Below are 26,393 nucleotides of genomic sequence, written 5' to 3' on the forward strand. Positions count from 1 at the left end.
CCACTAATTAATCAAGTTTGAGCAATGCAACCAAGCTCGAATAGAGGTGGCTATGTCGAAGGATCTCGAAAAAACGGCCTATGTTTTTGTTGATGGTGACCGTCACGAAGCTAAGGTTGTACGTGATTCTGCAGGATTCCAGCACGGCGGCATTGTTCGGCTAACGAATGGCAAAATCGTTAGCGGTCGTACCGGTGCTGCCGGAATAAACGCCGAGAAGACATACGGACTTATCGCCGCAGCGGTTGCAAAGAGTGGATCAGGAGTAATGCTGGATATGGATAGAGAGGGACACAAAGCATCGACTGGGACTGGCTGGGTCATGGTTGGTTCTAACGGTAGCAGGCTATCAGCCGCCACTTGTGCTTCGGTACGTATCGATGAATACGCTACTGAAATGCTCAAGGATCCGGACAAGGTTCGGGAGTTCTTCAAACGTGTGAATGGCGAAACCAAGGCTCGCTGATGTATTGCATTTCTCCTTCTTTTGTTCTTGGTTTCCATGGGTGTGAGCGAGAAATTGGGGAGCGTGTGCTGGCTGGAGAAGCAACACTCCTTGATAGCACTAATGACTATGATTGGCTTGGTCGCGGCGCCTATTTTTGGGAAAACAACCCGCAGCGCGCGTTAAGTTTTGCGACCAATGCACAAAAACGGAGCTCTATCAAAAATCCATTCGTGATTGGGGCAGTGATTGACTTGGGGCGTTGCCTGGATTTCACAACTGAGAGTGCGTTGCGTGAAATCCGTCAGACCTACCTCTGGCTTGAAGCCGCCTCAAAAGAAGAAGGCGGTCAACCTCTTAAGAAAAATAGTCAGTATCTACGTCGTTTGGATTGTCAGGTCATTGATGCGTTGCATACCTTCCGGGAGCTTACAGAGGCACCTGCGTATGATTCCGTTCGTTCACCATTCTGGGAGGGCGAATGTCTTTATCCTGATACAGACTTTATGCATGAAACGCATGTTCAGCTGGCGATCCGTAACGTAAAGAGTATCAAGGGCTATTTTAGAGTTCTGGATTTGACAGGTAAGCCGGTTGAGTTTGTGCGGGGTGAATAGTGCCGTCTCTGGCCCAGTCCCATCTATCAAACGATTACCTGACACCCGATGCATCTCAGAAACAGGCGAGAGTCTTCCACGAGTCCTCCGGTAAAACATCAAAGGCAACCCTGAGGCTGCCTTTGGTTTATTCGCAAAACCGAATCAGGACAGGAACCCGCCATCCACATTCAACGAAACCCCGGTCGTATAGCTGGAAGCATCACTCGCCAGGTACAACACCGCACCGGCCATTTCACTCGGATCCGCCACGCGCTTGAGTGGAATCTGCTGCAATGCGGTGTTCAAAATTGCCTCGTTCTTCACCAGCGCCGATGCAAACTTGGTATCCGTTAGACCCGGTAGCAGGGCGTTGCAGCGAATGCCGAACTGCGCGCATTCCTTGGCGAACACTTTGGTCATGTTGATCACCGCTGCCTTGGTCACCGAGTAGATGCCCTGGAAAATACCCGGTGAGATGCCGTTGATCGAGGCGACGTTGATGATGCTGCCACCGCCGTGTTCGCGCATCAGCTTGCCGGCTTCCACCGACATGAAGAAGTAGCCGCGAATGTTCACGTCGACGGTTTTCTGGAAGGCGCTGAGATCGGTGTCCAGCACGTTGCAGAACTGCGGATTGGTCGCGGCGTTGTTGACCAGGATATCCAGGCGTCCGAATTGTTCGCGGATGGCGGCGAATACCTGAGTGATCTGTTCCATTTCACCGATGTGGCAGGCAATGGCGGTGGCCTTGCCGCCGGCGGCGATGATCGCGTCGGCGACGTGCTGGCAGCCGTCGAGCTTGCGGCTCGAAACGATCACGTGGGCACCTTGCTGCGCCAGCAGTTTGGCGATGGCTTCACCGATGCCGCGACTGGCACCTGAGACGAAAGCGATCTTGCCGTCGAGGTCGAACAACTGAGTCTTGGACATGATTTTTCCTTGTTATGGGGCCTGATCAGAGGCTGGATTTCTGAATGACCTGCAAGCTCATCTGCTCCAGCAGTTTGTTCATGTGAATGAACTGTGCGAAGCGTTTGTCCTGGGTCTGACCATGGAAGAAGCGGTAGTAGATCTGCTGCACGATGCCGGCCAGACGGAACAGGCCATAGGTGTAGTAGAAGTCGAAATTGTCGATCTGGATGCCGGCGCGCTCGGCGTAGTAATCGACGAATTCGCGGCGGGTCAGCATGCCGGGGGCGTGGCTTGGCTGGCGGCGCATCAGTTGCACCGGTGCCGGGTCGTCGGCTTCGATCCAGTAGGCGAGGGTGTTGCCCAGGTCCATCAGCGGGTCACCGAGGGTGGTCAGCTCCCAATCCAGCACACCGATGATCTGCATCGGGTTGTTCGGATCGAGGATCACGTTGTCGAAGCGGTAATCGTTGTGGACGATGCTCGACGTCGGGTGATCGGCTGGCATCTTGTCGTTGAGCCAGGCCTTTACCGTTTCCCACATCGGCGCGTCAGGGGTCAGGGCCTTTTCGTAGCGCTCGCTCCAGCCTTTGATTTGCCGCGCGACATAACCTTCGGGCTTGCCGAGATCACCCAGGCCATAAGCCTTGTAGTCGACCCGGTGCAATTCGACGAACTTGTCGATGAAGCTCTTGCACAGGGTTTCGGTCTTCGCTGAATCAAGACCCAGTTCCGGTGGCAGTTCGGAGCGCAGGATGATGCCCTTTACCCGTTCCATCACATAGAACTCGGCGCCGATCACCGATTCGTCAGTGCAGTGCACATAGGCTTTGGGGCAGTAGGGGAAACCGTCCCGCAGCTGATTGAGGATGCGAAATTCGCGGCCCATGTCGTGGGCGGACTTGGCTTTGTGGCCGAACGGCGGCCGACGCAGGACGAATTCCTGTTCGGGGTATTCCAGCAGGTAAGTCAGGTTCGACGCACCGCCCGGAAACTGGCTGATCACAGGCAAGCCACTCAGGCCCGGAATGTGCGCCTTGAGGTACGGATCGATCAGGCTGGCATCGAGTTCTTCGCCAGAGCGGATACGGGTGGACTGGTCAGTAAGCGCCATGCTTATCCCTTCTGCTTATTTTGGAGGCCAGACATCATTGGCTAATCTAATGGCGCGCCGGAGTGGCCACAAGCGCGGCACGGTCTTATAGGTTAGCGTGTTGCCGGATAATCAGCGTTCCTGATGTGCGCGAACAGGCGCGGCGGGCTATGGTTCAGGGAGCGTCGCTTCCAGGAAGGAGATTCGACATGGGCTGTCCGCAAGTTTGCGCCACCGCGACCCTGCAATGCAGTTTCGGCGCGGCGCCGGCGGTACTCAACGTGCTGCCAGTGAACCGCACAATGACCGGGGGCATGCCGGCGGCGAACATCATGGACCACATTCCGTTGGTGAACGTCATGCCGTTCGGCACGTGCATGAGCATGGCCAACCCGATGGTCGCGGCCGCCACTGCCGCGGCGCTTGGCGTGCTGACACCGATGCCGTGCATCCCGGCCACCGCCACCCCATGGATCCCTGGCGGCGCGCCGACCCTGCTGCTGGGCGGCATGCCGGCCATCGATGCCAACAGCACCTTGATGTGCAACTGGGCCGGAGTGATCAAAATCGTGATGCCGGGGCAAATGCAGATGCTGATCCCCTGATCGCCACAACCTCTGTAGCAGCTGGCGAAGCCTGCGTTCGGCCGTAGCAGCTGTCGAGCTTGCGAGGCTGCGTTCGGCTGCGAAGCAGTCGTAAAACCTGAGACTGCGGTACATCAGGCAGACTGCGTCAGCCGGACTTGCGACTGCTTCGCAGCCGAACGCGGCCTCGCGCTGCTCGGCAGCTGCTACAGAGCTCAGGCTTGCTCGGGATCGCTCCAGCGCCTGAACCACCAGCGCACTCGTGAGATCGGCTTGCCGTCGGCGTCCAATGGTCGTCCGTCGCTGGCGAAGCCCTGTTCCGGTTCCAGCAATTGACCGTTGAGATACCGGGCTTCGACGGCCGGCTTGCCGTTCGGATGAAAGCGTTGATAGCGCCCGTCGCGCACGCCGTCGCGGTAGAACTCGACCTCCGCCAGTTGCCCATCGGGAAAGTAATTGAACGCCTCGCCATGCAGCAGCCCCCGGTGGTAAGTCGCCTTGCGCTGCAGACTGCCTTCGGGGGCGTAGAAACTGGCAACCCCCTGCAGCTTGTCACGCATAAACGGCAACTGCGCCGAGACCTTGCCATTGGGGTGGTAGAGCAGGGAGGTGCCTTGCAGCTCGCCCTGGCTGTAGTGCAAATCAGCCTGCGCGCGCCCGTCATCCTTGATGTGCAGCGCACCGTCGAGCTGGCCATCGAGCAAGCGCCCTTTGAGCTGTTTATCGTTCTGCTGCAAATCCAGCGGCGTGATGGCCATGGCTTCTCCTCGTCAGTTGACCTGCACCAGACCCCCCTTGATGGTCAGCATGCCGCCACCATCCACGGTCTGCGAAGCTGCACCCTTGTTGGTCAGGCTGATCCCGGCATCGTTGGTCATCGTCGTGCCGGCCTTGTTCTCCAATGAGGTACCAGCCTGATTGCTCATAGAGGTGCCGGCCTTCTGGCTGATCGACGTACTGGCCTCGGCCGCCAGATCGGCGCCGCTCTTGATCGAAAAACTGCCACCGCTTTGCAGGGTCAGGGTGCCGGTCACTTTGATGGTCAGGTTGCCGTCCACCGTCAGGCTGTAATCGCCGGTGACCTTGTGCGTGTAATTGCCACCGGTGCTGTGAGTCTGGTCAGCGCCCACGGTCACCGTGCGACTGTCCTTCACATCGAGCGTGTCGCTGCCGGTCTGGATGGTCACACTGCGTTTGCCTTTCTCCAGGGTCACGGTCTCGTCGCCTTCTTTCACCGTGCGAGTGCGGGCGTTCTGCACGGTCAGGGTTTCATCGTGGCCGACAATGGCGCTAGTGTCGTTGAGCACGTTGATCTTCAGGTCTTTCTGCGCTTGCAAAAACACCTCTTCGGCGTCTTTCTTGTCCTCGAAGCGCAACTCGTTGAAACCGCCGCCGCCCTTGGACGATTGGGTCTTGATTCCTGACTGGGTCTGATTCGCCGGCAGCGCATAGGGCAGGGCGTTGTCGCCGTTGTAGACGCAGCCGGTTACCAGCGGTCGATCCGGATCGCCATCGATAAAGGTCACGATCACTTCCTGGCCGATGCGCGGCACGAACTGCATGCCGAAGCCCTTGCCGCTCCAGGGCAATACAACTCGCACCCAACAGGAACTGGTTTCGTCGTTCTTGCCGTCGCGGTCCCAAGGGAACTGCAACTTGATCCGGCCGTATTCGTCGGTCCAGATTTCTTCGCCCGACTTGCCGACGACAATGGCGGTCTGGGTGTGCATCCGTGGTTTGGGCGTGGTCCGCGCCGGGCGAAATGGCGTGGCTTTGGGGATCGCTTCAAAGCGGTTGCGATAGCTTTCGTGACTGGCTTCGTGGGTGACCGCCGTCACCACCCAATCGATGTTCAGACTCGCATCATCATGGCCCGCAAGGGTGAACCAATGCCCCGGCACCAACCAGCGGCAGTCGCTTTCTCCAACGAAACGCTTCTCCTGACTGCGCAAGCCGTCGACCCGCTGCTTGGTCAATGCATCGCCGCGCGCCTTGGCGTTGTAGCCGCCCGGATGTTCGTACATCGACCGCGGCCCGGCCACCGCTTCGGCCTGGCCGTACAGCGATGTGGTCGGGGTGGTGAATTCATAATCCGTCGACCGATACACCCCAGCCACCGCCTGCACACAGACCTGCCCGGAGCGAATGCCATGCAATTCACGTTCGCCCAATTGCTGGCCGAGATAGCTGACCTTGGGTCCATTGGGGATCTGCACGAACGCATCGTTACTGTCACCCAGCACCAACGTGTGCTTGCCGTCTTCATGGGTGAAAAACCAGAAAATCCCTTCTTCCTCCAGCAACCGCGAGACGAACGCAAAATCCGTTTCGCCGTACTGCACGCAGTATTCACGCGGGGTGTAACTGCCGGTGAGTGAGAGCTTGAAGTCGGTGAAGGCGTGGGCCTTGAAAATCGTGGTGACGATGTCTGAAGTGCTGAGGTTCTGGAACACGCGGTTGTTGCTGGCAAGGGTCAGCCACCAGAGCCATGGCTTTAACACAAGCTGATAGCGTTCGGCGGTGGCGTCGGCGGGGAGCTGGCGGATTTCGGCGACCAGTGCGTCCAACGGGCGAGTCAGGGCGTCGTTGTGCAGGGTGGCGGTGACGTGGGTGGCGACGGCAGTGGTCAGGCTGAGCGAGGCGCCGTCGTTGAGGCCGTTGAGGATTTGCGAGCCGAGCTGGTTGAGGGCCTCTTCGCCGGAAAGGGATTCAGGGTACAGCGCCGACAGTGAGGCGGCGGTGAGGGAGAGGCTGGTGTTGCTGTCGGTCGTGCGGGGCATTGAATGGCCTCGGTTGGCGGATAAAGGGAGGGCTTACCACTTGAACTTGCCGCCTCTTTCATGGATCGCAGCCTGGTTATCGCTGACCCACCCATCCATCTCTCGGTCATTTCCGTAAACGTAGCTGTACATCACTACCGAATTTTCGACATAGGGACTGAGTTGCGGCCCGCAAAGAGGGCAGGGGCTGAGTTCGATATAGATACGGGTGACGAAGTTGCCGTAATCACCGTCCGGCAGTGCGACGCTATTGATCGCCTGGACCAACGCACTGATTTCCGCATGCCCGCGCAGGGTCGTGACGACTTTTTTGGTCGTGGTGGTGTAGTTTCCGAGGAGGTCCAGTTTCAGGGCGCTGTCGCCGAATTTGTACATCAGTACGCTACGCGAGGCGTCGAAATGTTCGACCACGGCGAAACAGGTTCCATGAGACGCTCCCGAGCCTGCCAGGGCGCGACGGGCTGAAGAGGACTCATGGCAAATACTGGCCAGGTCGGGAATGGTCGCGCCATTCGTGGCGTGGTTGGCGGCCAGCCAGGTGGCGTACAGGGGATTTGCCCCTGACATGGCCACATTGCCGCCTGCGTAACGACCGACTTTATGGACTTCCGTCATGTCTATCTCCTGTTGAAAACCCCCGTCAGGTCGCTCCACTCATGTTAGTGATATCCCCTTGTTGCGCCAGAACAGTTTCCACTCAGTTGTAGTGGTTACGTATCCAACGCAGTTGACGATGTGCTGTTCGGTTCCCCATTTTTTGTCAAAGTGCAATAGTTGCGCATCAAGGTCATGATTTAATTCAGCCAGTCTTTTGTAGATCAGATTCGCACAATTGATAATGGTAGCTACTTGTGGGTCGCTCAACCCCCGCACGTTCTCGGGGCGCGTCCTGAAATACACGATCAGCGCCACTGCCAGGTTGGCGGCAAAGGGTGACAGGTCCGTCGTTTGGGCAATATAAATGGCCAGTTGGGTGCGATTGCTGGTGTTGAAGTTGATGTCCCATTCGAAGTCGATATCGTGGGAGGAGATATGGTTGGCATCAGGGTTCGCCGAGCCTCTAGGTAGATCTTTCCTCTCACTTGTTGTTAATCGGGGTGTAATGAAGACAGCTTTTCTTCCTCCCCTGACGGGGCTGGCCGGTACGTATTCGTTCAGGGCTTCTATGCCTGCCATGACCATGGCAATCCCCTCTGGGGGCTTGGCTGCATCGGGAAGTGTTTTGTTGATCTCCCTGTATGCGGCCAGCGTACTAATAAGTCGGCCTTCATCGCCATGTACCTGCAGCGCACTTCCTCCAAACCCGCCTGCACTACTCATTGCCGAGCCAACCACCATTAATGAACGGTCTTCAGTTCCGATAGCTAATAATGAGGGTGTTGAACTTATGGCTCGGTTTCTGTCGTAAAACGCCACAAGACTGTCGATAAGATCAGGCGCCAATACGCCTCTGACTCCTTGTTTGAGTGTGTGTTCGGCGCCCAGGGCATAAATCAGAAGGTCGACATACGTTACAACGTCATGCCCATCTTGCCGTTCGAAAGTCAGTCGAATTTTTGTTGAACTTTCTACGTTCTCTACTTTCTTGAGTTTATAAACATGCCGACGCGCTTCATAAACTTCTTCTACGGTATTGTTTCTGTCGCCCGCCGGGAACGCTTCGTTGAACCTGACCTTGGCATTCCAGGCATCTTTATCTCTGCCCGGGCGAGTGAACCAGCAAATCACATCCATTTTCCGCATGTCAGCCAATTCTACAGCCCACGCCGCAGTCGCAGACCCACCGTACACGGCCACTGTGGTTTTTTCAGGAGGGAGACTGAGCGGAGTTCTCCAGTCAGGGGACATGAAGTCATTGCCTTTGATAATGCGTCCGCCAAAGCTTGCGATCTCTTCTTCCGACATGACTCCCGCTTCGGTAGCGAGTGGCCTGGCCGGCCCTGGTCCCGGCGCGAAAATGACCCTGTCGCAGGTAATGATGCCGCCGATTTCACCTTCGACATGAGTGGTAAGCAAGTACTTCGATCCCTCTTTGGTGATTCGAGAAACATACGAATCAGGAAGTTGGGCGCAAGAATGTTGAGTCAGGTAATACTGGATGGTTCTTGAAAATTGGCCTGCGGTCAGGAAACCCCGTTCCGACAGTTGCGGCGGGGTAAATCCTCTGTCTTCTCGCCCATGGCCCAGAAGGTTTCCGGTCAGGAGTTGAGCGGGTTGTCCCATGGCGTGAGCGTGACTCATTTTTTGCCAGAGATCGGCGCCACCTACCACGCCAACAGTACCTAATGTTTGACTGACGGATTTTAAGTACTGTTTTACGGACAGGAGATAGGCGGCTGCCGAAATACCTGTGCCGATAACGATGGTGATTGGCATGACTGGCTCCTTGCTATCGTTTATTCAGCTGCTCTTTGGCTGCATTGACGCGATGGAAGACTCCCGACGGGATTCACTCCAACACCCACTCCGCCAACTTCCCCGTCACCTGCGTCATCAACACATTCTCAACATCCCGAGCACCCGCCGCACTGCACTTGGCCAACACCGCCTGCACGATCCCGGCATCGAACTCAAACTGTTTCCCGGTCGCGGCCTTGTACCGGCCGCGCAATTTCTCCAGCTTCGCCAACACAATTCCTTCCAGCGTCGCTTCATCCAGCGGTCGATACGCCACCACCGTCATGCGCGCCAGAAACGCCGGGCGAAAGGCTTTCAGCAGCACGTGATGCAGCGCTTCGTTGAAGGTATCGGTGCCCAGTTGCGTGGTCGGTGTGTCGAGCAGTAACTCAGCCCCGACGTTGCTGGTGGCCAGCATCACGGTGTTTTTGAAGTCCACCACCAGCCCGGTGCCGTCTTCCATGACCCCTTTGTCGAAGACGTTGTAGAAAGCTTCGAGCACGTCCGGGTGGGCCTTTTCGATTTCGTCGAGCAACACCACCGAATAGGGTTTGCGCCGCACTGCTTCGGTGAGTACACCGCCGCTGCCGTAGCCGACGTAGCCGGGCGGGGCGCCTTTGAGTTGGCTGACGGTGTGGGCTTCCTGGTATTCGGAAAGGTTGATGCTGATCAGGTTGCGTTCGCCGCCATACAGCGCGTCGGCCAGGGCGTAAGCGGTTTCGGTTTTGCCGACGCCGGTGGGGCCGACCAGCAGGAACACGCCGACTGGTTTCTGCGGGTCGGTGAGGCCGGCGCGGTAGGCTTGCAGGCGTTGGGCGATGGTGTTCAGCGCAGTGCTTTGGCCCATCACCCGCAGTCCCATGCGCTGGCCGAGGGTGCGCACGGCGTGGGCTTCGTCGGCGAGCATCTTGCCCACCGGGATGCCGGTCCAGCCGGCGATCACCGCGGCCACGGTCTTGCCGTCGACCTGTTCCGGTACCAGCGGATCGTCCTGGCGAATGGCGTCCAGACCGGCCTCCAGGCGCACCAGTTCGGCGGCCAGATGATCGATGCGGCTGTCGGTGGCTTCGTCCGGTTTTTCGTTGTCGGCGCGTTCGCTCAAGGTGAGTAATTCGCGACGGGTTTCCAGCAGTTCGCGCACGGCGATCCGTTCTTCGTTCCAGCGGGTTTCCAGTTCGCGAATGGCCTGCACGTTACCCACGGACTCGGTTTCCAGCAGGGTGATGCGTTCACGGTGATCAAGCCCGGTGGCCTGTTCGCGGCGCAGGCGTTCGACTTCCTCCTTGAGGCTTTGCTGGCGGTGACGCAGGCTTTCCAGCGGTGGCGGCACGTCATGCTGGCCGAGGGCGACCCGGGCACACGCGGTGTCGAGCACGCTGATGGCCTTGTCCGGTAACTGGCGCCCGGAAATGTAGCGGTGGGACAGTTTCACCGCTTCGTGGATCGCCGCGTCGAGCACCTGCACACCGTGATGCTGTTCCAGTTTCGCAGCCACGCCACGGAGCATTTCCACAGCGGTGATTTCGTCCGGTTCCTCGACTTGCACCAACTGAAATCGCCGGGCCAGGGCCGGGTCTTTTTCAAAGTATTTTTTGTACTCAAGCCAGGTGGTCGCGGCCAGGGTGCGCAACTCGCCACGGGCCAGCGCCGGTTTCAGCAGGTTGGCCGCGTCGCTGCCGCCTTCCGCGCCGCCAGCACCAATCAGGGTGTGGGCTTCGTCGATGAACAGAATGATCGGTTTGTCGGCGCTGCGCACCGCGTCGATCACGCCTTTGAGCCGCTGCTCGAACTCGCCTTTGACCCCGGCACCGGCCTGCAACAAACCGAGATCGAGTACCCGCAGGCTGACTTCCTGCAATGACGGTGGTACATCGCCGGCGGCAATGCGCAAGGCCAGGCCTTCGACCACCGCCGTTTTGCCCACCCCCGGTGCGCCGACCAGGATCGGGTTGTTCTGCCGACGTCGGAGCAGGATGTCGATGCACTGTCGAATCTCACCGTCGCGGCCGACGATGGGATCGATGCGCCCGGCGTGGGCATCGGCGGTCAGGTCCTGGGTGAACTGGTCGAGCACTGAATCCTGTTTCGGTTGCGGATGGCTGGCACTGACCGGCCGCGTGCCGCCAACGTGTTCGCGCGAGTTTTCGGTCCACTCCAGCAAATTACTGCGCAAGGCTTCCCGTGGAATTTTCAACAGCGACGAGGCGCTATTGAGCAGCAGGCTGCGACGTTCATCACGGTCGAGCAGGGCCAGTAGCAGCAAACCGGAGCGGATGCTCTCCAGGCCAAGCACACTGGCCTGAACCACCGCATCTTCAAGCAGGCCGATGGTGTGCGCCGAGAGCGCCGGGGTGCGGGTGCTGCCGGATTTGAACAGTTCCAGGGCCTTGTTGATTTCCGCCGTCAGGGCATCGTGCTCCAGCCCGAAACGCGGCAGCAGCCAGGCGAAGTCGCCGCCCTCAATGTCCAGCAACTCCAGCAGCAAGTGTTCGATTTCGACGTAATGATGACCCCGTTGCAGGCAGCGCTGCGCGGCCCGTTCGAGGGCGCGGCGGTTGTCCGGGTTGAGGCGTCCGATCAGACTGGCCAGTTCCATGTTCAGGTGATCTCCAGCTGACGAAGGCGGGTTTCGATCCGTTGCACGGCAAGGCTGGTCTGGCGTTGCAGGCCGCCGTTCCAACTGAGCAGGGGCGGGGCCTGGCGACCGAGTTTCATCGGACTGGCACCGCGCACCAACAGCACCAGTGTGCAATCCAGGTCGGGGCCGAAATACAGCGCGCTGAGACTGGCCAGCGCCGGATGGGCTTCACCGTCCGGCAGAAACCGCGCCGCCTGCGCCGAGGTCAGCGGGCCGAGGGTCAGGCGGATACCGGCGTGTTCATCCCAGACCCGAGTGCCGGCCACCGCGTTGCGGCCCAGTTGCAGGTTGCGCCCGCCCGGTTGCAGTCGACTGCGACTGGCCGGTGGGATTTCCCGCCAGGCACCTTCATAGGCGCTGAGTTCTACCGGCAGTTCGAAGTGCTCGCGCACGATCGCGGCGAAACCGGCCAGGGAGCGACGACCGTCGGCAAACAGTGCGCTGCACGCCAGTACCGCAGAGTCGGGTACAGCCTGGCGTTCCTGCAAGGCTTTGGGCAACAGCCCGGTCAGGGCCCGCAGTTGCGCCTGCACCGGCGACGCGCCGGGGGCCGTGAAGCCGACGGCGATCCGGTGTTTGCGCATCACCTTGTACAGCAGGCTGAGCAAGCGATGCTGGAACAGGTCGAGGAATTCGGCCGGTGCGTGGTCCTTGGCCCGGGCCCGTTGTTGCAGCCATTCCTGATAGGCGTAGGGCAGGGGGCCGTCCGGCCCGCCGAGGCCAAACACTGGTGTCGTGAGCGTCGGGGGCTGGTCAGCTTCCTGAGTCAGGCTTTCGATTTCACTGGCGGAAAACAGCGGCGTAAGCGGCCCGCGCAGGCGCAAGGCTTCCGCTTGAGGGGCGGTGCCGCTGCCCAGGGATTCGGCTTGCGGGTGTTCGCGCTCCAGCAGCAACAATGCTTGCAGCAACTGGAACGCCTGCGGATCGCGCCGCAGCTTCTGACTCAGACTCAGAGGGACAGCGGCATGCCGGCTTGGGGTTGCCATGTCTTGACCTCCTTGTCTGACTGGACCAGAACCGTGCGCACGAAGCGATTGGCCGTGGCATAGAGTGAAAAGAACTGCGCCAGCACCGCGGAAAACAACACCGCGCTGCTGCCGACGAAATGCTGCGGATCGAGTTGCAGCTGAACCTCCAGCCCATTGCGCCAGCCGCGCCAGGCGTCTTCACCAACATGGGCGATCACCCGTTCGCAGCCGAGGCTTAACAAACCGTCGATTTGCCGCAAGGCGCTGGCCTCGTCACGCAGGTTGTGCAACTGCAGGATTTCCTTGAGGGCATCCAGCGCTTGCGGCCCCTCGACCAGTGACAAATGATTGAGGGTCAGTTGCGACACCAGCCGCCAACGGGATTCGCCATCCAGTCGCGGCAAACTCTGCGGGCTCGGCGGGTTGCGCAAACGGGCCCAGGCCACCGGCCCCGGTCGTTCGAAACCCAGGGGGGTGCCGGCCGGCAGGCTCTGGGCCAGATGCCGGTTGGTGCACAGCAGTTCGGCGGTGAGGCTGTATTCGCTGGCCTCGGTCAGCGGATCGAGCCGGGTGTCCACCAGGCTCACCATCAGGTCGGTGCCCAGCCGATTCGGGGTCATGCCGCTGACCCGTCGCGCATGCCAATAGCACTGTTTGTCGCCGCCGATATGCTGGCTGCCGTAATACGCCGGTACCCGTTGCACGCCCTGGCTTGAGCTGGCGCGCATGGCGCGGATGCTGTGGATCTCGACGCTGTTTTCCCGGTGACTGTCGGCGACCAGGCGATACTCGCTGCGGGTGCCGTCCGGGCGCAGGGGCTCCGAGGTTCGTGGAAACAGGTTGATCACCGGTGCGCAGCCCAGGGCGAAGTCGCTGGCCTGAAGGTGCAGGCGGTTGGCCGGGGCACGGTCAAACACGATGTACAGGTACAGCGTCTGGCTATCGCTGGCGGCGCCGGCCAATGGAATGTCGAAGAAGTTGAATTTGTCCGGGAATGCAAAGTACTCGGCGAGCAGGCGCATGCCCGGATGCACACCATCCTCGTCCGGCAACAGCACTTCGTCGCTGGCAAAACCGACGATTTGCGGCAACCCGGCCAGCATGACCGGCACGCTGCCGACCGGTCCGGCCAGCACCTTTACCGCGTGAGCGCCGAGCAGGTCATACAGGCAGGCGTTGATCACCGGCGAGGCGGCCAGGTGCACGCGCAATTGTTTGATGGCCAGCGTCGACCACTGGCTTTCACCGAGGCAACGCAGGCTCAAGCGCAGGGCCGAACGCGCTTGCGCCACACCGGTCAGAGCCTGGGCTTCGTCGCTGCCCAGCAGCAGCGCTTCGTTGATTTCCACCGGCCACAATCGAACCGCGGCGCTGGTGCGAAAGTGGATGCTCTCGCCTTTGCTGGTGGTCACGAACAGTGGTGTGTCCCGTGGCAATGGATAACCATCGTTCAAGTTGCCCTTGCTCGGGTCCGGCTCGAACTGCACGATCGCGCAGGACGGCAACGGCCGCATGGCCAACGGGTAAAGCTGTTCGAGCAAGGCGTCGCTGAACTCGGCATAGTCGTCATCGAGCCGCCGTTGCAGGCGTGCCGCGAGCAGGGCGAAACCTTCAAGTAGCCGCTCGACATGTGGGTCGGGGCATTCACCGGGGGACAGTTCCAGGCGTCTGGCGACCTTGGGATATCGCTCGGCAAAAATGCTCCCGGCGTGGCGCAGCCAGGTCAGTTCGCGTTGGTAGTAATCGAGCAGTTGCGGGTCAATCGAGTCGCTCATGACGCACCTCAAGGCCATGGCTGGCCTTCTCGATGACAAATGCCACGGGCCAGTGCTGCTGGCCGCTGCGCAACTCGCCCAGTAGCCGAATGCTCAGTTGCTGCGGATGGCCGGGGACCGGATTGACCTGGACCTCGCCCAGTTGCAGGCGCGGTTCGAAATGGCTGATGGCCTCGCGGATTTCCCGTGCCAACTGACGACGGTCATCGCTGCGCTGCTGTTGCAAGGCAGTCCAGTCAGCGATGCCGTAGTCGAGAATGCTCGGCGGAGAGGTCAGCGGACGTGAGCCGCGTCGGGTGTTGAACAGGCGCAGCAACTCCGTGTGCACCGAGTCGAGCAGGCCCTGGCGATCGAACACCTGCACGGTGTCGACCTCGCTGGCGGCGAGGCGCTCGAACAACGGTGGGAGCATGCCGGTGCCTGCCATGGCCGACGCGTCCGCTTACTTGACGAGCTTGTTGGCGGCCATGTCCCAGGTCGAGGCGGCCGTGCCTTCCTTGGTGCCGTCGTCTTTCTGGGCGGTGAGCTCCCACTTGATCTTGGTGAAGTTCAGGGAAATGGTTTCCACCGGTTTGCCACCCGTGCCGCCGCTGACGCTGACGTTGGACAGCACCACGTTGGTCAGGGTGTAGATGATGAACGGCATCAACTGACCGCTGCCTTCGGCGGCGTTACGGCCGATGGTGATCTTGGCTTCGGGGATCGGTTTGCCGGCGCAGCAATATTCGTTGAGGGAAGGCGTCGAGCTGTCGACGAATTTGGTCAGGGTGAACTCGCCGATGTGCGGCTTGCCGGAGGTGCGCTCCGAGTTGCTGACGTCGTTGGTCACCTGCATGGCCACGTTGTGGCTGTAGGACATGACTTCGATCTTGTCCTTGTAACCCTCAAGCAAGCTATCGCCTTTGATGTCGCCGCCGAGGTCGAGAATGATTGCATCCATCGCATGAAACTCCTGAAGAAATTCAATTTAGACACGTGAACGGTTGCCGAACCCTTAACCTGTGGCGAGGGGGCTTGCCCCCGTTGGGCTGCGCAGCAGACCTAAAAGCAAGGGCCGCTGCGCGCCCCAACGGGGGCAAGCCCCCTCGCCACAGAGGTTTCACCGACTTTAGGCGGCTACCGGTGGCGGCAGGGCCGCTGCGCGCCCCAACGGGGGCAAGCCCCCTCGCCACAGAGGTTTCACCGACTTTAGGCGGCTACCGGTGGCGGCAGGGTCGCGACCAGGCGGATCGACGCGGTCAGTTCCTCAAGCTGGAAGTGCGGCCGCAGGAACACCGTGGCCTTGTAGGCTCCCGGCTTGCCGGCGACCTCGGTCACATCCACCCGGGCTTCACGCAACGGGTACTGCGCCTTGATCTCTTGCGGCGCGTTGTCGTTGATCAGCACGTAGTCGGCGATCCAGTTGTTGAGGTAGGTCTGCACGTTGTCGCGGGTCATGAAGCTGCCGACTTTGTCGCGCATGATCACCTTCAGGTAGTGCGCGAAACGCGAGGCCGCGAGCACGTACGGCAGCATCGCCGAAATACGCGCGTTGGCGTTCGCCTCGTTGGTGTTGTAGACCTTGGACTTGTTGGTGGTCTGGCCGCCGAAGAACACCGCCACGTCGCTGTTTTTCTTGTGGCACAGGGCGATGAAGCCGAGGTCGTTGAGTTCTTTCTCGCGACGGTCGGTGATCGCCACTTCGGTCGGGCATTTGAGCGACAGGTCGCCGGAGGTTGTACGGAAGGTATGGGCCGGCAAGCCTTCCACCGCACCACCGCCTTCGGCACCGCGAATCGCCGCGCACCAGCCGTATTTGGCGAAGGCCTCGGTGATCCGTTGCGACAAGGCCCACGCGGCATTGCCCCACAGGTATTTGCCGTGGTCACTGCCATTGACGTCTTCGACGTAGTTGATGCCTTCCACCGGCGACGTGTCGGGACCGTAAGGCAGGCGCAGCAGGAAGTGCGGCAGCACCAGCGACACGTAGCGCGAATCTTCGCTTTCACGGAACGAGCGCCACTTGATCAGCTCCTGGCTCTCGAACACTTTCGACAGATCCCGTGGCACGGCCAGTTCGGTGAAGCTGTTCATGTCGAACAACCGAGGGCTCGCGGCGGCAATGAATGGCGCATGGGCGGCCGCCGCGACGTTCGACAGTTTCTCCAGCAGGCCGATGTCCTGCGGGTGCCGACCGAAGGTGTAGTCACCCACCAGCAGGCTGAACGGGTGGCCGCCGAAGGTGCCGTATTCCTCTTCGTAGATCTTCTTGAACAGCGCGCTCTGGTCGAACTCGACGGCTTTTTCCAGGTCGTTCTGCAGCTCTTTCTGGGTCACGTTGAGCAGGCGCAATTTCAGCCGGGAACTGGTCTCGGTGTTCTTTACCAGCAAGTGCAAGCCGCGCCAGGAGGCTTCGAGTTTCTGCAGGTCCGGGTGGTGCAGCACTTCGTTCAGTTGAGCGCTGATCAGCTCGTCGATCTGGCTGATGCGGTCGTTGATCATCGCCACGGTGTCCTTGTCGACGGCCATGCCCTCATCGAGGACCTGGGTGGCGAATTCCGCGAGCATGTCGCGGGCGTAATCCTGTTGGCTGTCGTCATGGGCCATGCGGCCTTTGGCGATTATTTCATCGAGCAAGGACAAGGTCTCGGTCGTACTGTCACTGGCTTGGGTCTGGGCGGCGGATGAGGCGGGCATGGCAAAATTCTCCCTGGATGGATGAGCGATCAGGCTTGCGGTTCAGCCGGTGCTTCGCTGTCGCCAGCAGGAGCGGGAGCGGCGGTGTCCGGACGGGCCGATTTGATCTCTTGCAGTCCCTCGGTGTTGGCAATGACGTCACGCAGCAGCTTGTCCAGATCATCGTTGCCATCGAGTTTGGTCAGCAGGTCGCGCAGACGCTGGCGAGCTTCGAACAGGCGCCGCAGGGGCGTGACTTGCTCGACCACCTTGACCGGATCGAAGTCATCGATGTGTTTGAAGTTGAGCTCGATGTTGAGCTTGCTGTCGTCGCCGCTGAGGGTGTTGTTGACCTGCAAGGTGGCGCGCGGGCCGATCGAGGCGAGGACTTCATTGAAGTTGTCGCGGTCGATTTCGGTGAAACGCCGTTCATTCAATTTCGGGAGTGGTTCGAGAGGCTTGCCGGAGAGGTCGGCAAGAATACCGACAACCAACGGCAATTCTTTCTTCTCGATCGCGTTGCCGATTTCGACGTCGTAGGTGATTTGCACCCGGGGTGGGCGAACCCTGTCTAGCTTGTGCTGAGTACTTTCTGCCATGGTGGCTGACTCCGATGCATGAGGCGGGTGCAATGCATCGGGAGGCCCGTTTCATCGCATTCCCTTACTGGACCGTAGGTTAGAAAGGGAGGGCAGAGGACCTGTCATTCCTTTGACGAACCTTCCACATTCGTCGTGCCGACCGAACTACCCAAGACGCTAGAACAGGTCTATAAAAAAGCAAACGAAAAACGTTTTTGGACCGTGTCGAGAAAAGGAAAATTCATTTTGTACGCACGTCTTTTTTCTTTGCTTGTGCTCCTGTCGTTCGCCGGGTGTTCGTTGTTCGGGCCTCGCGTCGATCTCGATAGCCTGACGCTGGACGTCGCGCCCCGCGCCAACGACGACACGCCGATAGCGGTGGACTTCATTGCGGTGAACGACACGGATCTGCTCAAGCAATTGTCGGGCATCACCGCCCGCCAGTGGTTCGCCGAACGTGAGCAGTATCAGCGCGACTACCGACAGCTGATGACGGTCTGGGGACTGGAGCTGGTTCCGGGTCAATTCATCGACAAACAACCCTTCCCGCTGGGGGGCAAGCGGGCGGCTGGACTTTTAGTCTTCGCCAGCTATACCACTCCCGGAGCACACCGGTTGCGGCTGGACGATCAAAGCAACGCCTGGCTCAAGTTCGACAGTCGCGAGATGACACTGGTCAGCGACCACCCGAACTGAACACCGGGGGATTAAGGCGCGTAAACAGACATGTAGGAGCCAGGCTTGCCGGCGAAGGCGTCCTTGCGAGCGCCTTCGCCGGCAAGCCTGGCTCCTACGAAAAGCGGGCCAGGCCGCCATTGGTGCGGCGTCACGAGAGGTCGAAGGGAATCGTATGAGTCTGCTTCCTGACGCGGTTTGCTGGCATGAGGGCATGCAGTTGCTGCCCCAGCATTTTCAGTTGCAAGGGCTGCGGGCCGAGGCGTTGGTAGCGCATTTCGCCCAAGCATGTAATCCGTGGTTCTGGGGCGTGACCCGCGTTGAATTCGATCCCTCGGCACTGAGCGCCGGGCTGGTGCGCCTGCTCAATTTGCAGGCGACGTTGCCGGACGGTTTGCCGGTCAATTTGCAGGCCGGTGTCGGGCCGATGCTGGAGCTCGACGTCAGTGAGGCGATCGATGCCACGGACAATGCCACCGTCACCGTTTACCTGGCGGTCAGCCCGCTGTGGCGTGCCGGTCAGTTGCTGCCGCTCAAGGGGCGATTGCAGTCCGTCGTCGGCGACGCATTGCCGGACCTCACCAGCGGCGAGTACCCCGAATCGATCACGGTGTGGCGTCCGAATCCGCGTTTGTGCACGCAACTGAACAAGGCCGATTCGGTCTGCCTGCCGCTGCTGAGGATTCGCAAGGAAGGTGGCGGCTTTCTTGCGTTGCCTTACACACCGCCGACGCCGTGCCTGTTGCCCGAGTCGGTGGTGGGCCGGCGCGTGGCGGGACTGTGTGCCAGGGCGCGGGAGAAATGCATGTTCCTCGCCGGTCGCTTGCGCCAGGCGCAGCAGGCCGGCAATCAGGATGATTCGATGGAAATCCGGCGTCAGTTGACGGCGCTGTGGGCGCGGTTGCCGGAAGTCGAAGGTCTGCTGAACAGTCGCGTGGCCACGCCGCAGGCGCTGTATGGCTCGTTGCTCGGGCTGACCGGCGCCTGGTCGGCGCTCGATCCATTGGCGGGTGTTCCGGCGTTCGCCCCGCTGGATTTTCTGGAGTTGCAGCGCGGCTACGAAGCGGTGCTCGACTGGCTGGAAAAGACCCTCGAACTGATCCGCGCCGGCTATCGCAGCCTGGCGTTCGAGCGCAACGAACAATCCTTCTCGATTCAATTGCCCGACGACCAACCGAGCCAACGGCTGGTCATCGGTTTGCGCATGCCCAATGGCGCCAGCGAGCAGGCCGCCAGCGAATGGCTGAGCGGCGCGATCATCGCCTCGCAGCCGCACATCCCGTTGCTCAGCCGCCAGCGCATGAGCGGTTTGTCCCATCAGGCCATGAGTCGCAATGAGCAAGTGGCCTACGGCGTCGGTGACGATACGCGGTTGTTCGTGGTGACGGCCGAAGGCCAATGGTTCGACGGGCAGTTGCCGTTGCTGATTGCCGCACCGGCTTCCAGGCTGGCCAGCAGTCCATGGCAAGTGGTGTTGTTTGTGGCCCAGGCGAGTGAAAGTGCTTGATCGAGGAAGGAACGTCATATGTCTGAGGGGAATGCCGGGACAGGTACACGAGGCCTGAACGAAGCGCCGCTGAGCAGCGCTTTTCGCCAGGCCTGGCAGCAATGGTCCCAGGACTGGAGCCAGTTGCCCAAGGACAGCGAAGACGAAGCGCTGGTGGAAGCGGTGGTCGAACTCTCCACGCAAATCTCCCAACGCCTCTGGCGAACGGCCTTCGCCAAAGTCGGTGACGCCGCCACTGAACAAGTCAAAGCGCTGGTCTATGCCTTTGTCGCGCTGGTCGATGAAACCTTGCTGTTCACGCCGTGGCCGGGCCAGTCCACTTGGCAGGAAAAACCCCTGGAATCGCGAATGTACGCCAGCCGTCAGGCCGGCGAACGTATACCGTTGGCGATCAAGGAGCTGCTGGATGAGCAGCTTCCCACCACGCGCGATCTGGCCAATGTCTATTTGCAGTGCCTGGTGCTGGGTTTTCAAGGGCGTCTGCGGGGCGAACAGAATCAGGCCCAGCATGAAAAATGGCGCCTGGCGCTGTTCACCTTTGCCTGGCAGCACGAGGCGGATTATGCCGACGTCAGTGCCCGGCTCGAACAACCTTCAGCGGTGACGCCGCTGCAATTGCCGGTGCGTCTTTCGTTGCCCGATGGCTTTCGCCTGGGGTTGGGAATTCTTGCCGTGGTCCTGCTGCTGACCGGTTTGGGGCAGTTGTTCTGGCGTGACATTCGCCAGGAGCTCGAACCGGTCTTGCAACTGACCGATTCGGTGGCCACCTCGGAGCAAGACTCATGAGCACGCTGGGGATTATCGGCCTGATCATCGTCGTGCTGTTGGTGCTGGCGATCGTCGCCGTGGCGGTCTGGTGGTTGCGCACGCAAAGCGGCGCGGCGATCCGCAGTTTTTACCTGGCGGTGCGGCAGATGGAGCAGGAGCAGGGCACCCGGGATCGTTACCAGATTCCCTGGCTGCTGATGCTCGGCAACGAGACTCAGGGCACGCAGTTGTGCACCCAGTGGCGCTTGCAGCCCACCGACAAACCGAGCTGGTTCGGTCGCTGGTGGTCGGACCCCGAAGGGGCGGTCCTGGTGGTACCCCAGGCGCTGTTTTTGCCGGATGAAGGCATGCACCTGCAACGGGGTGGCTGGTGGCGCTTGCTGGGGTTGATCCTGCGCTTGCGCAGTCAGCGTCCGCTGGACGGCGTGATCTGGACGGTGCCGATCAGTCGGCTGGGCAATGCCGAGCAGGCGGCGGCCCTCGGCCTGGCGGCGCGTCGACGTTTTATCGATCTATTGCAGCGCTTCGGTTTGAGCCTGCCGGTGTACGTGGTCGTTACCGGCATGGAAGAGTTGCCGGGTTTTCAGGAGTTGATTAGCGCGCTGCCGGTCGAGGCTCGCGAACGTACGCTCGGCTGGTCCTCGCCCCACGGGCCCGATGCGGTGTGGCAAGCGCAATGGAGCGATCAGGCGCTGGATCAGGTCAATCGGGCCCTGGCGGAATCGATCATCGAAATCGGCGCCTTGTCCGGGCAGTTGAGCATTGATCTGTATGGCTTGCCGGAACGCTTCGAAGCCTTGCGGCGCAATCTGCAATCCTTGCTGGAACCGGTTTTCCAGGGTAATGCGCAAGGCGAGGCGCCACGTTTTCGCGGTGTCTATTTCACCGCCAACCAGCCCTCGGACGACAGCGCTGACGGGTTTTCGGCCTACGACACCGGCTTGCAGCAGAGTGCTTTCGCCCGGCAACTGTGGCAGCGGCGGGTGGTCGCCGAGCGCGGTCTGGCTCAGGTGGTGCCGCGTCTGTTACGCCTGCGTCAGCGCTGGCAGCGCGTGACCGGTGGGGTGGCGCTGGTGGTCGCGCTGCTCTGGGGCGCTGGCATGCTGTGGGTGTGGCAGGACTCGGAAAAGGATGCCCATGAGTTGTCGCGCCTGATGCAAGGGGCGCAGAAAAATTACGTGGCGGTCACGGATGAATCTCATCGGCGGGAGGCGACCCGGCGCAACGTCCAGGGTTTCTGGCGGGTGCTGGAGAAGGCGCAGCGCTGGCGCTTCACCTCGGTGGTGTTTCCGACCTCCTGGTTCTCCTCGCTGGATGCGCAGTTGGAGAACGAATTGCGCCTGACCGCACATAGTCACTTGTTGTTGCCGCTGCGCGATCTGTTGAGCGCGGATCTGGCGCAACTCAAGACCATTCGCAACACCGAACGACGGGGCAACGTCGAAAGCGAAGACCCGGCCCAATGGCAAAACTACGTCAAGGCCACGGAGCTGGTCGAGCGTGCGGTGAGTCTGGAGCAGCAGAACCAGTGGTTCAGTCAGGCGCTGAACAACACCAAGGCGCCGCTCGAAGACCTGGTGTTGCTGAGCAACAACGCCCTGTCGCTGAACCTCAACGCTGGCACGTTGCATCGCGTCGGTTTTTACAACCGGGCGCTGCTGGATGTCGACAACAGTGAGTTGAAACCACTTGACCTGACCGTCGAGCGCGCGCAGATCGAGGAAAACTTCCTCGGGCTCATGGAGCGCTGGCTGGACCAGTATTTCCTTGCCGATAACTTTGTCCGCCAGGCCGGTTATCTGCGTTTGCACCTGGAGCGGCTGGAGGCCGGCAGCGGCAATTCCCTCACCGAGCTGGAAGATTTGCGGGCGTTGATCGACGACCTGCAAGCGCTGGTCGGCTTGACCAACTCGGCGTGGAGCCGGGGCAAGGGACAGGATCTGGTGCCAGGTTACCGGGCGATGATGGACAAGGTGCGCCAAAGCACATTGCTTGGCCCGCAGGTCGAACAGCAACTGGATCAACAGGCGTCGAAGTTGCAGCAGAGCTTTCGTGACCAGTGGATCACCCAGGCCGGGGCCAGGGACAATTTGCTGATTCAGCAAGGCAGCGGGCAACTGGTCTTGCAGGAGCATGTGGTGCAGTTGAACAACGCCGTGCAGGCACTGTTCAAGCGTGATTTTGTCGCCATCGCCTTGCAGGCGGATCAGTCCGACGTCCCGGATGGGCAGGGGCGTGGTGTTGATGGCGACGACCTCGACAGTGCGCTGAACTACTTCGCCAGTTACAAGAGTTACGCCGCCGAAGAGCTGCCGCGCATCCCCCCGGCGTATCGTGGCGCGTTGCTGCAAGCGGCCGAAGGCGCGGTGGTCAAGGCCATGTTGTCGAGCCTGCGCGAGCACAATGCGCAGGTCCACAGTGGTGTCTTCAATGTGCAGGCCTCTCAGGCGATTGCCTTGCAAAAGGCCTTTGTCGAGGTGCGCCGCAGCGATCTGGCCACACGTTTGCAAACCGCTTTGAACCGCCGCGCCCTGGCCGACATCGTCAGTGGCCTCGATGAAATCGTCGCCCAGCCTCTGTTCAGCGGGCGCACCGAAATCAGCCAGTGGGACGGCTCGAAGAACTTCGGCCTGCAACTGTACGGCGCCAATGACGTGCAGGATCTGAAACTGAGCCTCAAGCAGCAGTTCAACACCATGCTCGGCATCACCGAACGCCGCACTTCGGCGCTGGAATGGCTGAAAGTCCAGCAACAGAACCTCTCGGCGCTGGATTACGAACGGGTGACGCAGTTCAGTGCGCTCAACGATGAACTGCTCAAATACAAAGAACAGAACCCCGCCAGTTCGCCAGCGCAGATCGAGCAGTTGGTGAGCCGCGACTTCATCGAAATGGACGTCGCGTCCTGCGGGCAGATTCTGCAAACCGCCAACCTGTCCGGCGGGCGCGGAACGTTGGCATTGCGCGCCGTGGATCTGCAACAAACCGCCATGCAACGCTGCCAGTTCCTGCAACAGCAGCAGGCGGCGGCGGCCTGGAATGAGCTGGCCAATTATTTCAACCAGTACCTGGCAGAGCGCTTTCCGTTTGCCAATGGCTTGCAGGCCAGCGACGCCGACCCGGCCCGGGTCCAGCATTTGCTGGAGCTGATCGACAAGCGTTTGCCGGTGGCGCAGGCCGGATTGGCTCTGAGCCAGACCCCGGAACGCCTGGCCGCCGAGGACTTTCTCAATCGTCTGAAGCAAGCCAGTACCTGGCTGGGGCCGATGTTCGTGCGCGACAAGAGCGGCGTGCTGGGGGTGGAGATGGATGTGCGCTGGCGCACCGATCGAGAGGAAGAGCGCGGTGCCGACCAGGTAATTGCCTGGGGCTTGAATGCCGGTAATCAACAGATCAGCTACCCTGGCGAGGCTCAGCAGAACCTGCGCTGGATGGTCGGCCAACCAGTCCGGCTGACCTTGCGTTGGGCCAGAAATGGCTATCAGCGTCCGGCCAACGATCCGTTACAGCCGAGCCTGGTGGTGCGGGATCTGGAAGCGGGTTGGGAGTACAGCGGTCCATGGTCGCTGTTGCGCTTGATGCGTTCGCACATGTCGGTGCAACGCCAACCCAGCATGGACTACACGGATTTTCCGTTGACCTTGCGCCTGCCCGTGACCACGCAGGCCAGCGCAGCGGAGCAAACCCTGATGTTTGTGCGCCTGTCGTTGATGACCCAGGGCTCGAAATTGCCGTTGTCCATCCAGCCCTTGCCGACCCGGGCTCCGCGTTCACCGTTCCTGGTGACGCGCTCAACCGCGGCGATTGAATCCCATGAGGAGGAGGGCCTGTGAATCAACCATCAACACCGTTGCCGGAACTGATTGCGCAACTGCTCGAACCGATCAGCAAGGAGGCGCCTTGTGGTCAGGATTTGCGTTATGAACCCGAGTTCGACCGGTTGCGCGAATTGCGCCGCGAGGATGACACCAGTTTGCCGACGGGGGTGTGGCAGTCGTCGATCAAGCGCGCCCAGTGGCCGGAACTGGAAAAACTGGCCACGAGCCTGCTGCTCGAACGCAGCAAGGATTTGATGCTCAGCGCCTGGCTGGGGGAGGCCTGGCTGCATCAGGACGGTCTCGATGGGTTGCCGGGCAGCCTGGCGCTGGTGGCCGGGTTGTGCGAACGCTATCCCGAACACCTGCACCCACAGGCTGAGGATGGCGACCTGTCGTGGCGAGTGATACCGCTGGAATGGTTGGCTCGACGCTACGCTGAAGTGTTGCTGACCCGAGTGCCGCTGTTTGAACCGCACAACCACGAATTCGATGGTTTCTGTCTGGACGCCTGGCGCCGGTTGCAGTTGCAACAGGTGCAGGGCAGCGACAGTAAAGCGGCCAAGACCTCGGCCGAGAACGCGCGCAACGAACAGAAAAAAATCACCGAACAGATTCGCGCCACACCGTTGTCATTCTGGTTGCGCAGCCAGGGCAGTCTGCTGCTCAGCCAGCAGCACTTGCAGCGCCTGGAGGTGTGGAGCGACGCTTTTCTCGGAAATCAGGCCCCAGGCTTCAAGGCGCTGCAGGACGTGATCGACGCGTTGTTGACGCTGGTTCAGGAGTTTATCGCCATGCATCCACGAAAACCGACCCCGGCGCCTCCGGTCGAAACGCCAGTGGTGGCTGCATCGAGCCCCAGCCCGACCGCCGCGCCTGAAGTCCTTGCAGTGCCCCAGGTGTTCAGCGAACCGGCGAATCGTGAAGAGGCGTACCGGCAGTTGCTGCTGATCGCCGAGTACCTGGCGCGCACCGAACCCCACAGCCCGGTGCCCTATCTGATCAAGCGGGGAGTGGAGTGGGGCAACAAACCCCTGAGCGAGCTGCTGGGCGAACTGATCAGCGCCGATGCCGAATCCCGACGACTCTGGACACTGTTGGGCGTTCTTTAGTGATTGAGTCGGGTGGTTGTCGACGGTGGCGGTAACGCAATGGGCGTCAGTACCGGTTGACCGGAAAAAAACGCCGTCAGGTTTTTGCCGGCCAGTTCGACGGTGCCTTGGGTGGCCTCCGGGGACAAGCCGGCGACATGCGGCGTCAGAATCACGTTGGCCAGCCCCTTGAGGGCGTCCGGTACCTGGGGTTCGTGGTCGAAGACATCCAGCGCGGCACCGGCGATCCGCCGCTGTTCGAGCGCGGTGATCAGGTCTGCCGTGACAACCACACTGGCTCGGGCGATGTTGACGAGGAATCCGTTGGGCCCCAGGGCATCGAGCACTTGCCGATTGATCAGGTGTTGGGTGCCGATCCCGCCCGGGGTGGCAACTATCAGAAAGTCTGAATGGCGTGCCAGCTCGGTAGGCGTCGAGCAATAGCTGTACGGCACATCGCTGCGATGCTGACGGTTGTGGTAACTCACTCTCATATCGAAGCCGTTGGCGGCACGTTTGGCGATAGCGAGGCCAACGGCACCGAGGCCGAGGATGCCTATGTGTTTGCCGGCCAGCGAAGGACGCATGATTTTCGGCCACTCGCCCCGACGGACGGCAGCATCTGCCCGAGGGATGTCACGAACCAGTGCCAGCAGCAACGCCATGGCGTGATCGGCAACGGAGGAGGCATTGACGCCGGCGCCGTTGGTGACAGTGATGCCCCGGTTGACGGCGGCCTGCAGGTCGACGTGTTCGTAACCGGCGCCGATCACGCAAATGATCTTGAGGTTGGGCAGGGCGGCGATTTCATTGGCATACAGGCCCAACGGGCCACGCGTCAGCACCGCATCGATCTGGCTGCCCTGTCGGGCAATGGCGGCAGCGCGCTCGGCCGGGGTTGGGGCCAGGATCAAATGAAACCCTTGATGTTCGAGAATCGGCAGGTATTCATTGATGGTTTCAACCAGTACCAGAACGGTTGCGGTCATGCTGGGCTCCTGTGGGCAGCGGAGTGTCGGGGCTCGAACGTCGCGTCAGATTGCTGACTCCAGAGCAGATTGGCAATGGTCCGAGATCATAGGCTATTGGTTGGCAAGCACCTGTGCAGGCGTT

22 protein-coding genes are annotated in these 26,393 nt (G+C 60.6%); 8 read left to right on the plus strand and 14 right to left on the minus strand.

Annotation, left to right across the window (positions count from 1 at the left end; all coding sequences use genetic code 11):
* Positions 1-52 precede the first annotated feature (52 nt).
* Together AF70_RS26935 and AF70_RS26940 are read left to right on the plus strand one after the other, a co-directional pair.
* On the plus strand, positions 53-466 hold the full coding sequence (locus AF70_RS26935; protein ID WP_019648913.1) for a hypothetical protein: 414 nt from the start codon (positions 53-55) through the stop codon (positions 464-466).
* Positions 466-1,062 (plus strand): hypothetical protein, encoded by a 597-nt coding sequence (locus AF70_RS26940; RefSeq protein WP_019648914.1) that lies wholly within the window; start codon positions 466-468, stop codon positions 1,060-1,062. Before AF70_RS26935 ends, AF70_RS26940 begins: the two co-directional genes overlap by 1 nt.
* A 144-nt stretch (positions 1,063-1,206) precedes the next feature.
* Here the strand turns inward: AF70_RS26940 and AF70_RS26945 are convergent, their stop codons facing one another.
* Together AF70_RS26945 and AF70_RS26950 are read right to left on the minus strand one after the other, a co-directional pair.
* On the minus strand, positions 1,207-1,974 hold the full coding sequence (locus AF70_RS26945; protein WP_018929676.1) for an SDR family oxidoreductase: 768 nt from the start codon (positions 1,972-1,974) through the stop codon (positions 1,207-1,209).
* Between the two features lie 25 nt (positions 1,975-1,999).
* On the minus strand, positions 2,000-3,067 hold the full coding sequence (locus AF70_RS26950) for a phosphotransferase family protein (protein ID WP_028940429.1): 1,068 nt from the start codon (positions 3,065-3,067) through the stop codon (positions 2,000-2,002).
* 188 nt (positions 3,068-3,255) lie between these two features.
* Here AF70_RS26950 and AF70_RS26955 point away from each other — a divergent pair, with 188 nt between their 5' ends.
* Complete coding sequence (locus AF70_RS26955; RefSeq protein ID WP_018929674.1) at positions 3,256-3,651, plus strand: DUF4280 domain-containing protein; 396 nt, start codon at positions 3,256-3,258, stop codon at positions 3,649-3,651.
* A gap of 194 nt (positions 3,652-3,845) precedes the next feature.
* Here AF70_RS26955 and AF70_RS26960 read toward each other — a convergent pair whose 3' ends face one another.
* From AF70_RS26960 to tssB, 11 genes are all read right to left on the minus strand, one after another.
* A complete protein-coding gene (locus AF70_RS26960; protein WP_028940430.1) occupies positions 3,846-4,388 on the minus strand; it encodes a toxin-antitoxin system YwqK family antitoxin in 543 nt (180 codons plus the stop codon).
* A gap of 12 nt (positions 4,389-4,400) precedes the next feature.
* Positions 4,401-6,410 (minus strand): type VI secretion system tip protein VgrG, encoded by a 2,010-nt coding sequence (gene tssI, locus AF70_RS26965; protein ID WP_028940431.1) that lies wholly within the window; start codon positions 6,408-6,410, stop codon positions 4,401-4,403.
* 33 nt (positions 6,411-6,443) lie between these two features.
* On the minus strand, positions 6,444-7,025 hold the full coding sequence (locus tag AF70_RS26970) for a hypothetical protein (protein ID WP_028940432.1): 582 nt from the start codon (positions 7,023-7,025) through the stop codon (positions 6,444-6,446).
* A 39-nt stretch (positions 7,026-7,064) separates the two neighbouring features.
* Positions 7,065-8,786 (minus strand): hypothetical protein, encoded by a 1,722-nt coding sequence (locus AF70_RS26975; protein ID WP_028940433.1) that lies wholly within the window; start codon positions 8,784-8,786, stop codon positions 7,065-7,067.
* 73 nt (positions 8,787-8,859) lie between these two features.
* The gene (tssH, locus tag AF70_RS26980; protein ID WP_028940434.1) at positions 8,860-11,403 is read right to left on the minus strand and encodes a type VI secretion system ATPase TssH; all 2,544 of its coding nucleotides are present in this window, start codon (positions 11,401-11,403) and stop codon (positions 8,860-8,862) included.
* A 2-nt stretch (positions 11,404-11,405) separates the two neighbouring features.
* Positions 11,406-12,431: a type VI secretion system baseplate subunit TssG gene (gene tssG / locus AF70_RS26985; RefSeq protein WP_028940435.1), complete on the minus strand. Its 1,026-nt coding sequence runs from the start codon at positions 12,429-12,431 to the stop codon at positions 11,406-11,408.
* On the minus strand, positions 12,395-14,188 hold the full coding sequence (tssF, locus tag AF70_RS26990) for a type VI secretion system baseplate subunit TssF (RefSeq protein ID WP_028940436.1): 1,794 nt from the start codon (positions 14,186-14,188) through the stop codon (positions 12,395-12,397). The genes tssG and tssF overlap by 37 nt, the downstream gene beginning before the upstream one ends.
* The gene (gene tssE / locus AF70_RS26995; RefSeq protein WP_019579359.1) at positions 14,172-14,615 is read right to left on the minus strand and encodes a type VI secretion system baseplate subunit TssE; all 444 of its coding nucleotides are present in this window, start codon (positions 14,613-14,615) and stop codon (positions 14,172-14,174) included. Before tssE ends, tssF begins: the two co-directional genes overlap by 17 nt.
* A 15-nt stretch (positions 14,616-14,630) precedes the next feature.
* The gene (locus AF70_RS27000) at positions 14,631-15,128 is read right to left on the minus strand and encodes an Hcp family type VI secretion system effector (RefSeq protein WP_007937704.1); all 498 of its coding nucleotides are present in this window, start codon (positions 15,126-15,128) and stop codon (positions 14,631-14,633) included.
* A 248-nt stretch (positions 15,129-15,376) separates the two neighbouring features.
* Positions 15,377-16,864 carry a type VI secretion system contractile sheath large subunit gene (gene tssC, locus AF70_RS27005; RefSeq protein WP_019579358.1) on the minus strand — a complete coding sequence of 496 codons (1,488 nt, stop codon included), beginning with the start codon at positions 16,862-16,864 and terminating at the stop codon, positions 15,377-15,379.
* A gap of 29 nt (positions 16,865-16,893) precedes the next feature.
* Entirely contained in the window at positions 16,894-17,442 is a 549-nt protein-coding gene (gene tssB, locus AF70_RS27010; RefSeq protein WP_026331704.1) for a type VI secretion system contractile sheath small subunit, read from the minus strand.
* Between the two features lie 228 nt (positions 17,443-17,670).
* Here tssB and AF70_RS27015 point away from each other — a divergent pair, with 228 nt between their 5' ends.
* The 5 genes from AF70_RS27015 (at position 17,671) to tssA (ending at position 25,301) form a co-directional block, all read left to right on the plus strand.
* Positions 17,671-18,120, plus strand: a complete 450-nt coding sequence (locus AF70_RS27015) for a hypothetical protein (RefSeq protein ID WP_019579356.1) — start codon at positions 17,671-17,673, stop codon at positions 18,118-18,120.
* 154 nt (positions 18,121-18,274) lie between these two features.
* The gene (gene tssK / locus AF70_RS27020) at positions 18,275-19,606 is read left to right on the plus strand and encodes a type VI secretion system baseplate subunit TssK (RefSeq protein ID WP_028940437.1); all 1,332 of its coding nucleotides are present in this window, start codon (positions 18,275-18,277) and stop codon (positions 19,604-19,606) included.
* A gap of 18 nt (positions 19,607-19,624) precedes the next feature.
* Positions 19,625-20,392 (plus strand): DotU family type IV/VI secretion system protein, encoded by a 768-nt coding sequence (locus AF70_RS27025; RefSeq protein WP_028940438.1) that lies wholly within the window; start codon positions 19,625-19,627, stop codon positions 20,390-20,392.
* Complete coding sequence (locus tag AF70_RS27030) at positions 20,389-24,207, plus strand: type VI secretion protein IcmF/TssM N-terminal domain-containing protein (protein ID WP_028940439.1); 3,819 nt, start codon at positions 20,389-20,391, stop codon at positions 24,205-24,207. The genes AF70_RS27025 and AF70_RS27030 overlap by 4 nt, the downstream gene beginning before the upstream one ends.
* Complete coding sequence (gene tssA / locus AF70_RS27035; RefSeq protein WP_018929657.1) at positions 24,204-25,301, plus strand: type VI secretion system protein TssA; 1,098 nt, start codon at positions 24,204-24,206, stop codon at positions 25,299-25,301. The genes AF70_RS27030 and tssA overlap by 4 nt, the downstream gene beginning before the upstream one ends.
* Here tssA and AF70_RS27040 read toward each other — a convergent pair.
* Entirely contained in the window at positions 25,298-26,269 is a 972-nt protein-coding gene (locus AF70_RS27040) for a 2-hydroxyacid dehydrogenase (protein ID WP_028940440.1), read from the minus strand. The two genes, tssA and AF70_RS27040, sit on opposite strands and share 4 nt — an antisense overlap.
* Positions 26,270-26,393: the final 124 nt, after the last annotated feature.

This window comes from Pseudomonas sp. KD5, assembly GCF_012932895.1.
In the GTDB taxonomy this organism is placed as follows: Bacteria; Pseudomonadota; Gammaproteobacteria; order Pseudomonadales; family Pseudomonadaceae; genus Aquipseudomonas.

What these genes read in the sequence shown, in the direction of transcription:
- tssK (WP_028940437.1), top strand. Translation starts at nt 18,275, where the DNA reads ATGAGTCTGCTTCCTGACGCGGTTTGCTGGCATGAGGGCATGCAGTTG.
- tssF (WP_028940436.1), bottom strand. Translation starts at nt 14,188, where the DNA reads ATGAGCGACTCGATTGACCCGCAACTGCTCGATTACTACCAACGCGAA.
- AF70_RS26940 (WP_019648914.1), top strand. Translation starts at nt 466, where the DNA reads ATGTATTGCATTTCTCCTTCTTTTGTTCTTGGTTTCCATGGGTGTGAG.
- AF70_RS27025 (WP_028940438.1), top strand. Translation starts at nt 19,625, where the DNA reads ATGTCTGAGGGGAATGCCGGGACAGGTACACGAGGCCTGAACGAAGCG.
- AF70_RS26960 (WP_028940430.1), bottom strand. Translation starts at nt 4,388, where the DNA reads ATGGCCATCACGCCGCTGGATTTGCAGCAGAACGATAAACAGCTCAAA.
- AF70_RS26970 (WP_028940432.1), bottom strand. Translation starts at nt 7,025, where the DNA reads ATGACGGAAGTCCATAAAGTCGGTCGTTACGCAGGCGGCAATGTGGCC.
- tssH (WP_028940434.1), bottom strand. Translation starts at nt 11,403, where the DNA reads ATGGAACTGGCCAGTCTGATCGGACGCCTCAACCCGGACAACCGCCGC.
- AF70_RS27000 (WP_007937704.1), bottom strand. Translation starts at nt 15,128, where the DNA reads ATGGATGCAATCATTCTCGACCTCGGCGGCGACATCAAAGGCGATAGC.
- tssI (WP_028940431.1), bottom strand. Translation starts at nt 6,410, where the DNA reads ATGCCCCGCACGACCGACAGCAACACCAGCCTCTCCCTCACCGCCGCC.
- AF70_RS26935 (WP_019648913.1), top strand. Translation starts at nt 53, where the DNA reads ATGTCGAAGGATCTCGAAAAAACGGCCTATGTTTTTGTTGATGGTGAC.
- AF70_RS26955 (WP_018929674.1), top strand. Translation starts at nt 3,256, where the DNA reads ATGGGCTGTCCGCAAGTTTGCGCCACCGCGACCCTGCAATGCAGTTTC.
- tssG (WP_028940435.1), bottom strand. Translation starts at nt 12,431, where the DNA reads ATGGCAACCCCAAGCCGGCATGCCGCTGTCCCTCTGAGTCTGAGTCAG.
- tssB (WP_026331704.1), bottom strand. Translation starts at nt 17,442, where the DNA reads ATGGCAGAAAGTACTCAGCACAAGCTAGACAGGGTTCGCCCACCCCGG.
- AF70_RS27040 (WP_028940440.1), bottom strand. Translation starts at nt 26,269, where the DNA reads ATGACCGCAACCGTTCTGGTACTGGTTGAAACCATCAATGAATACCTG.
- AF70_RS27030 (WP_028940439.1), top strand. Translation starts at nt 20,389, where the DNA reads ATGAGCACGCTGGGGATTATCGGCCTGATCATCGTCGTGCTGTTGGTG.
- tssE (WP_019579359.1), bottom strand. Translation starts at nt 14,615, where the DNA reads ATGGCAGGCACCGGCATGCTCCCACCGTTGTTCGAGCGCCTCGCCGCC.
- AF70_RS26945 (WP_018929676.1), bottom strand. Translation starts at nt 1,974, where the DNA reads ATGTCCAAGACTCAGTTGTTCGACCTCGACGGCAAGATCGCTTTCGTC.
- AF70_RS26975 (WP_028940433.1), bottom strand. Translation starts at nt 8,786, where the DNA reads ATGCCAATCACCATCGTTATCGGCACAGGTATTTCGGCAGCCGCCTAT.
- AF70_RS26950 (WP_028940429.1), bottom strand. Translation starts at nt 3,067, where the DNA reads ATGGCGCTTACTGACCAGTCCACCCGTATCCGCTCTGGCGAAGAACTC.
- tssC (WP_019579358.1), bottom strand. Translation starts at nt 16,864, where the DNA reads ATGCCCGCCTCATCCGCCGCCCAGACCCAAGCCAGTGACAGTACGACC.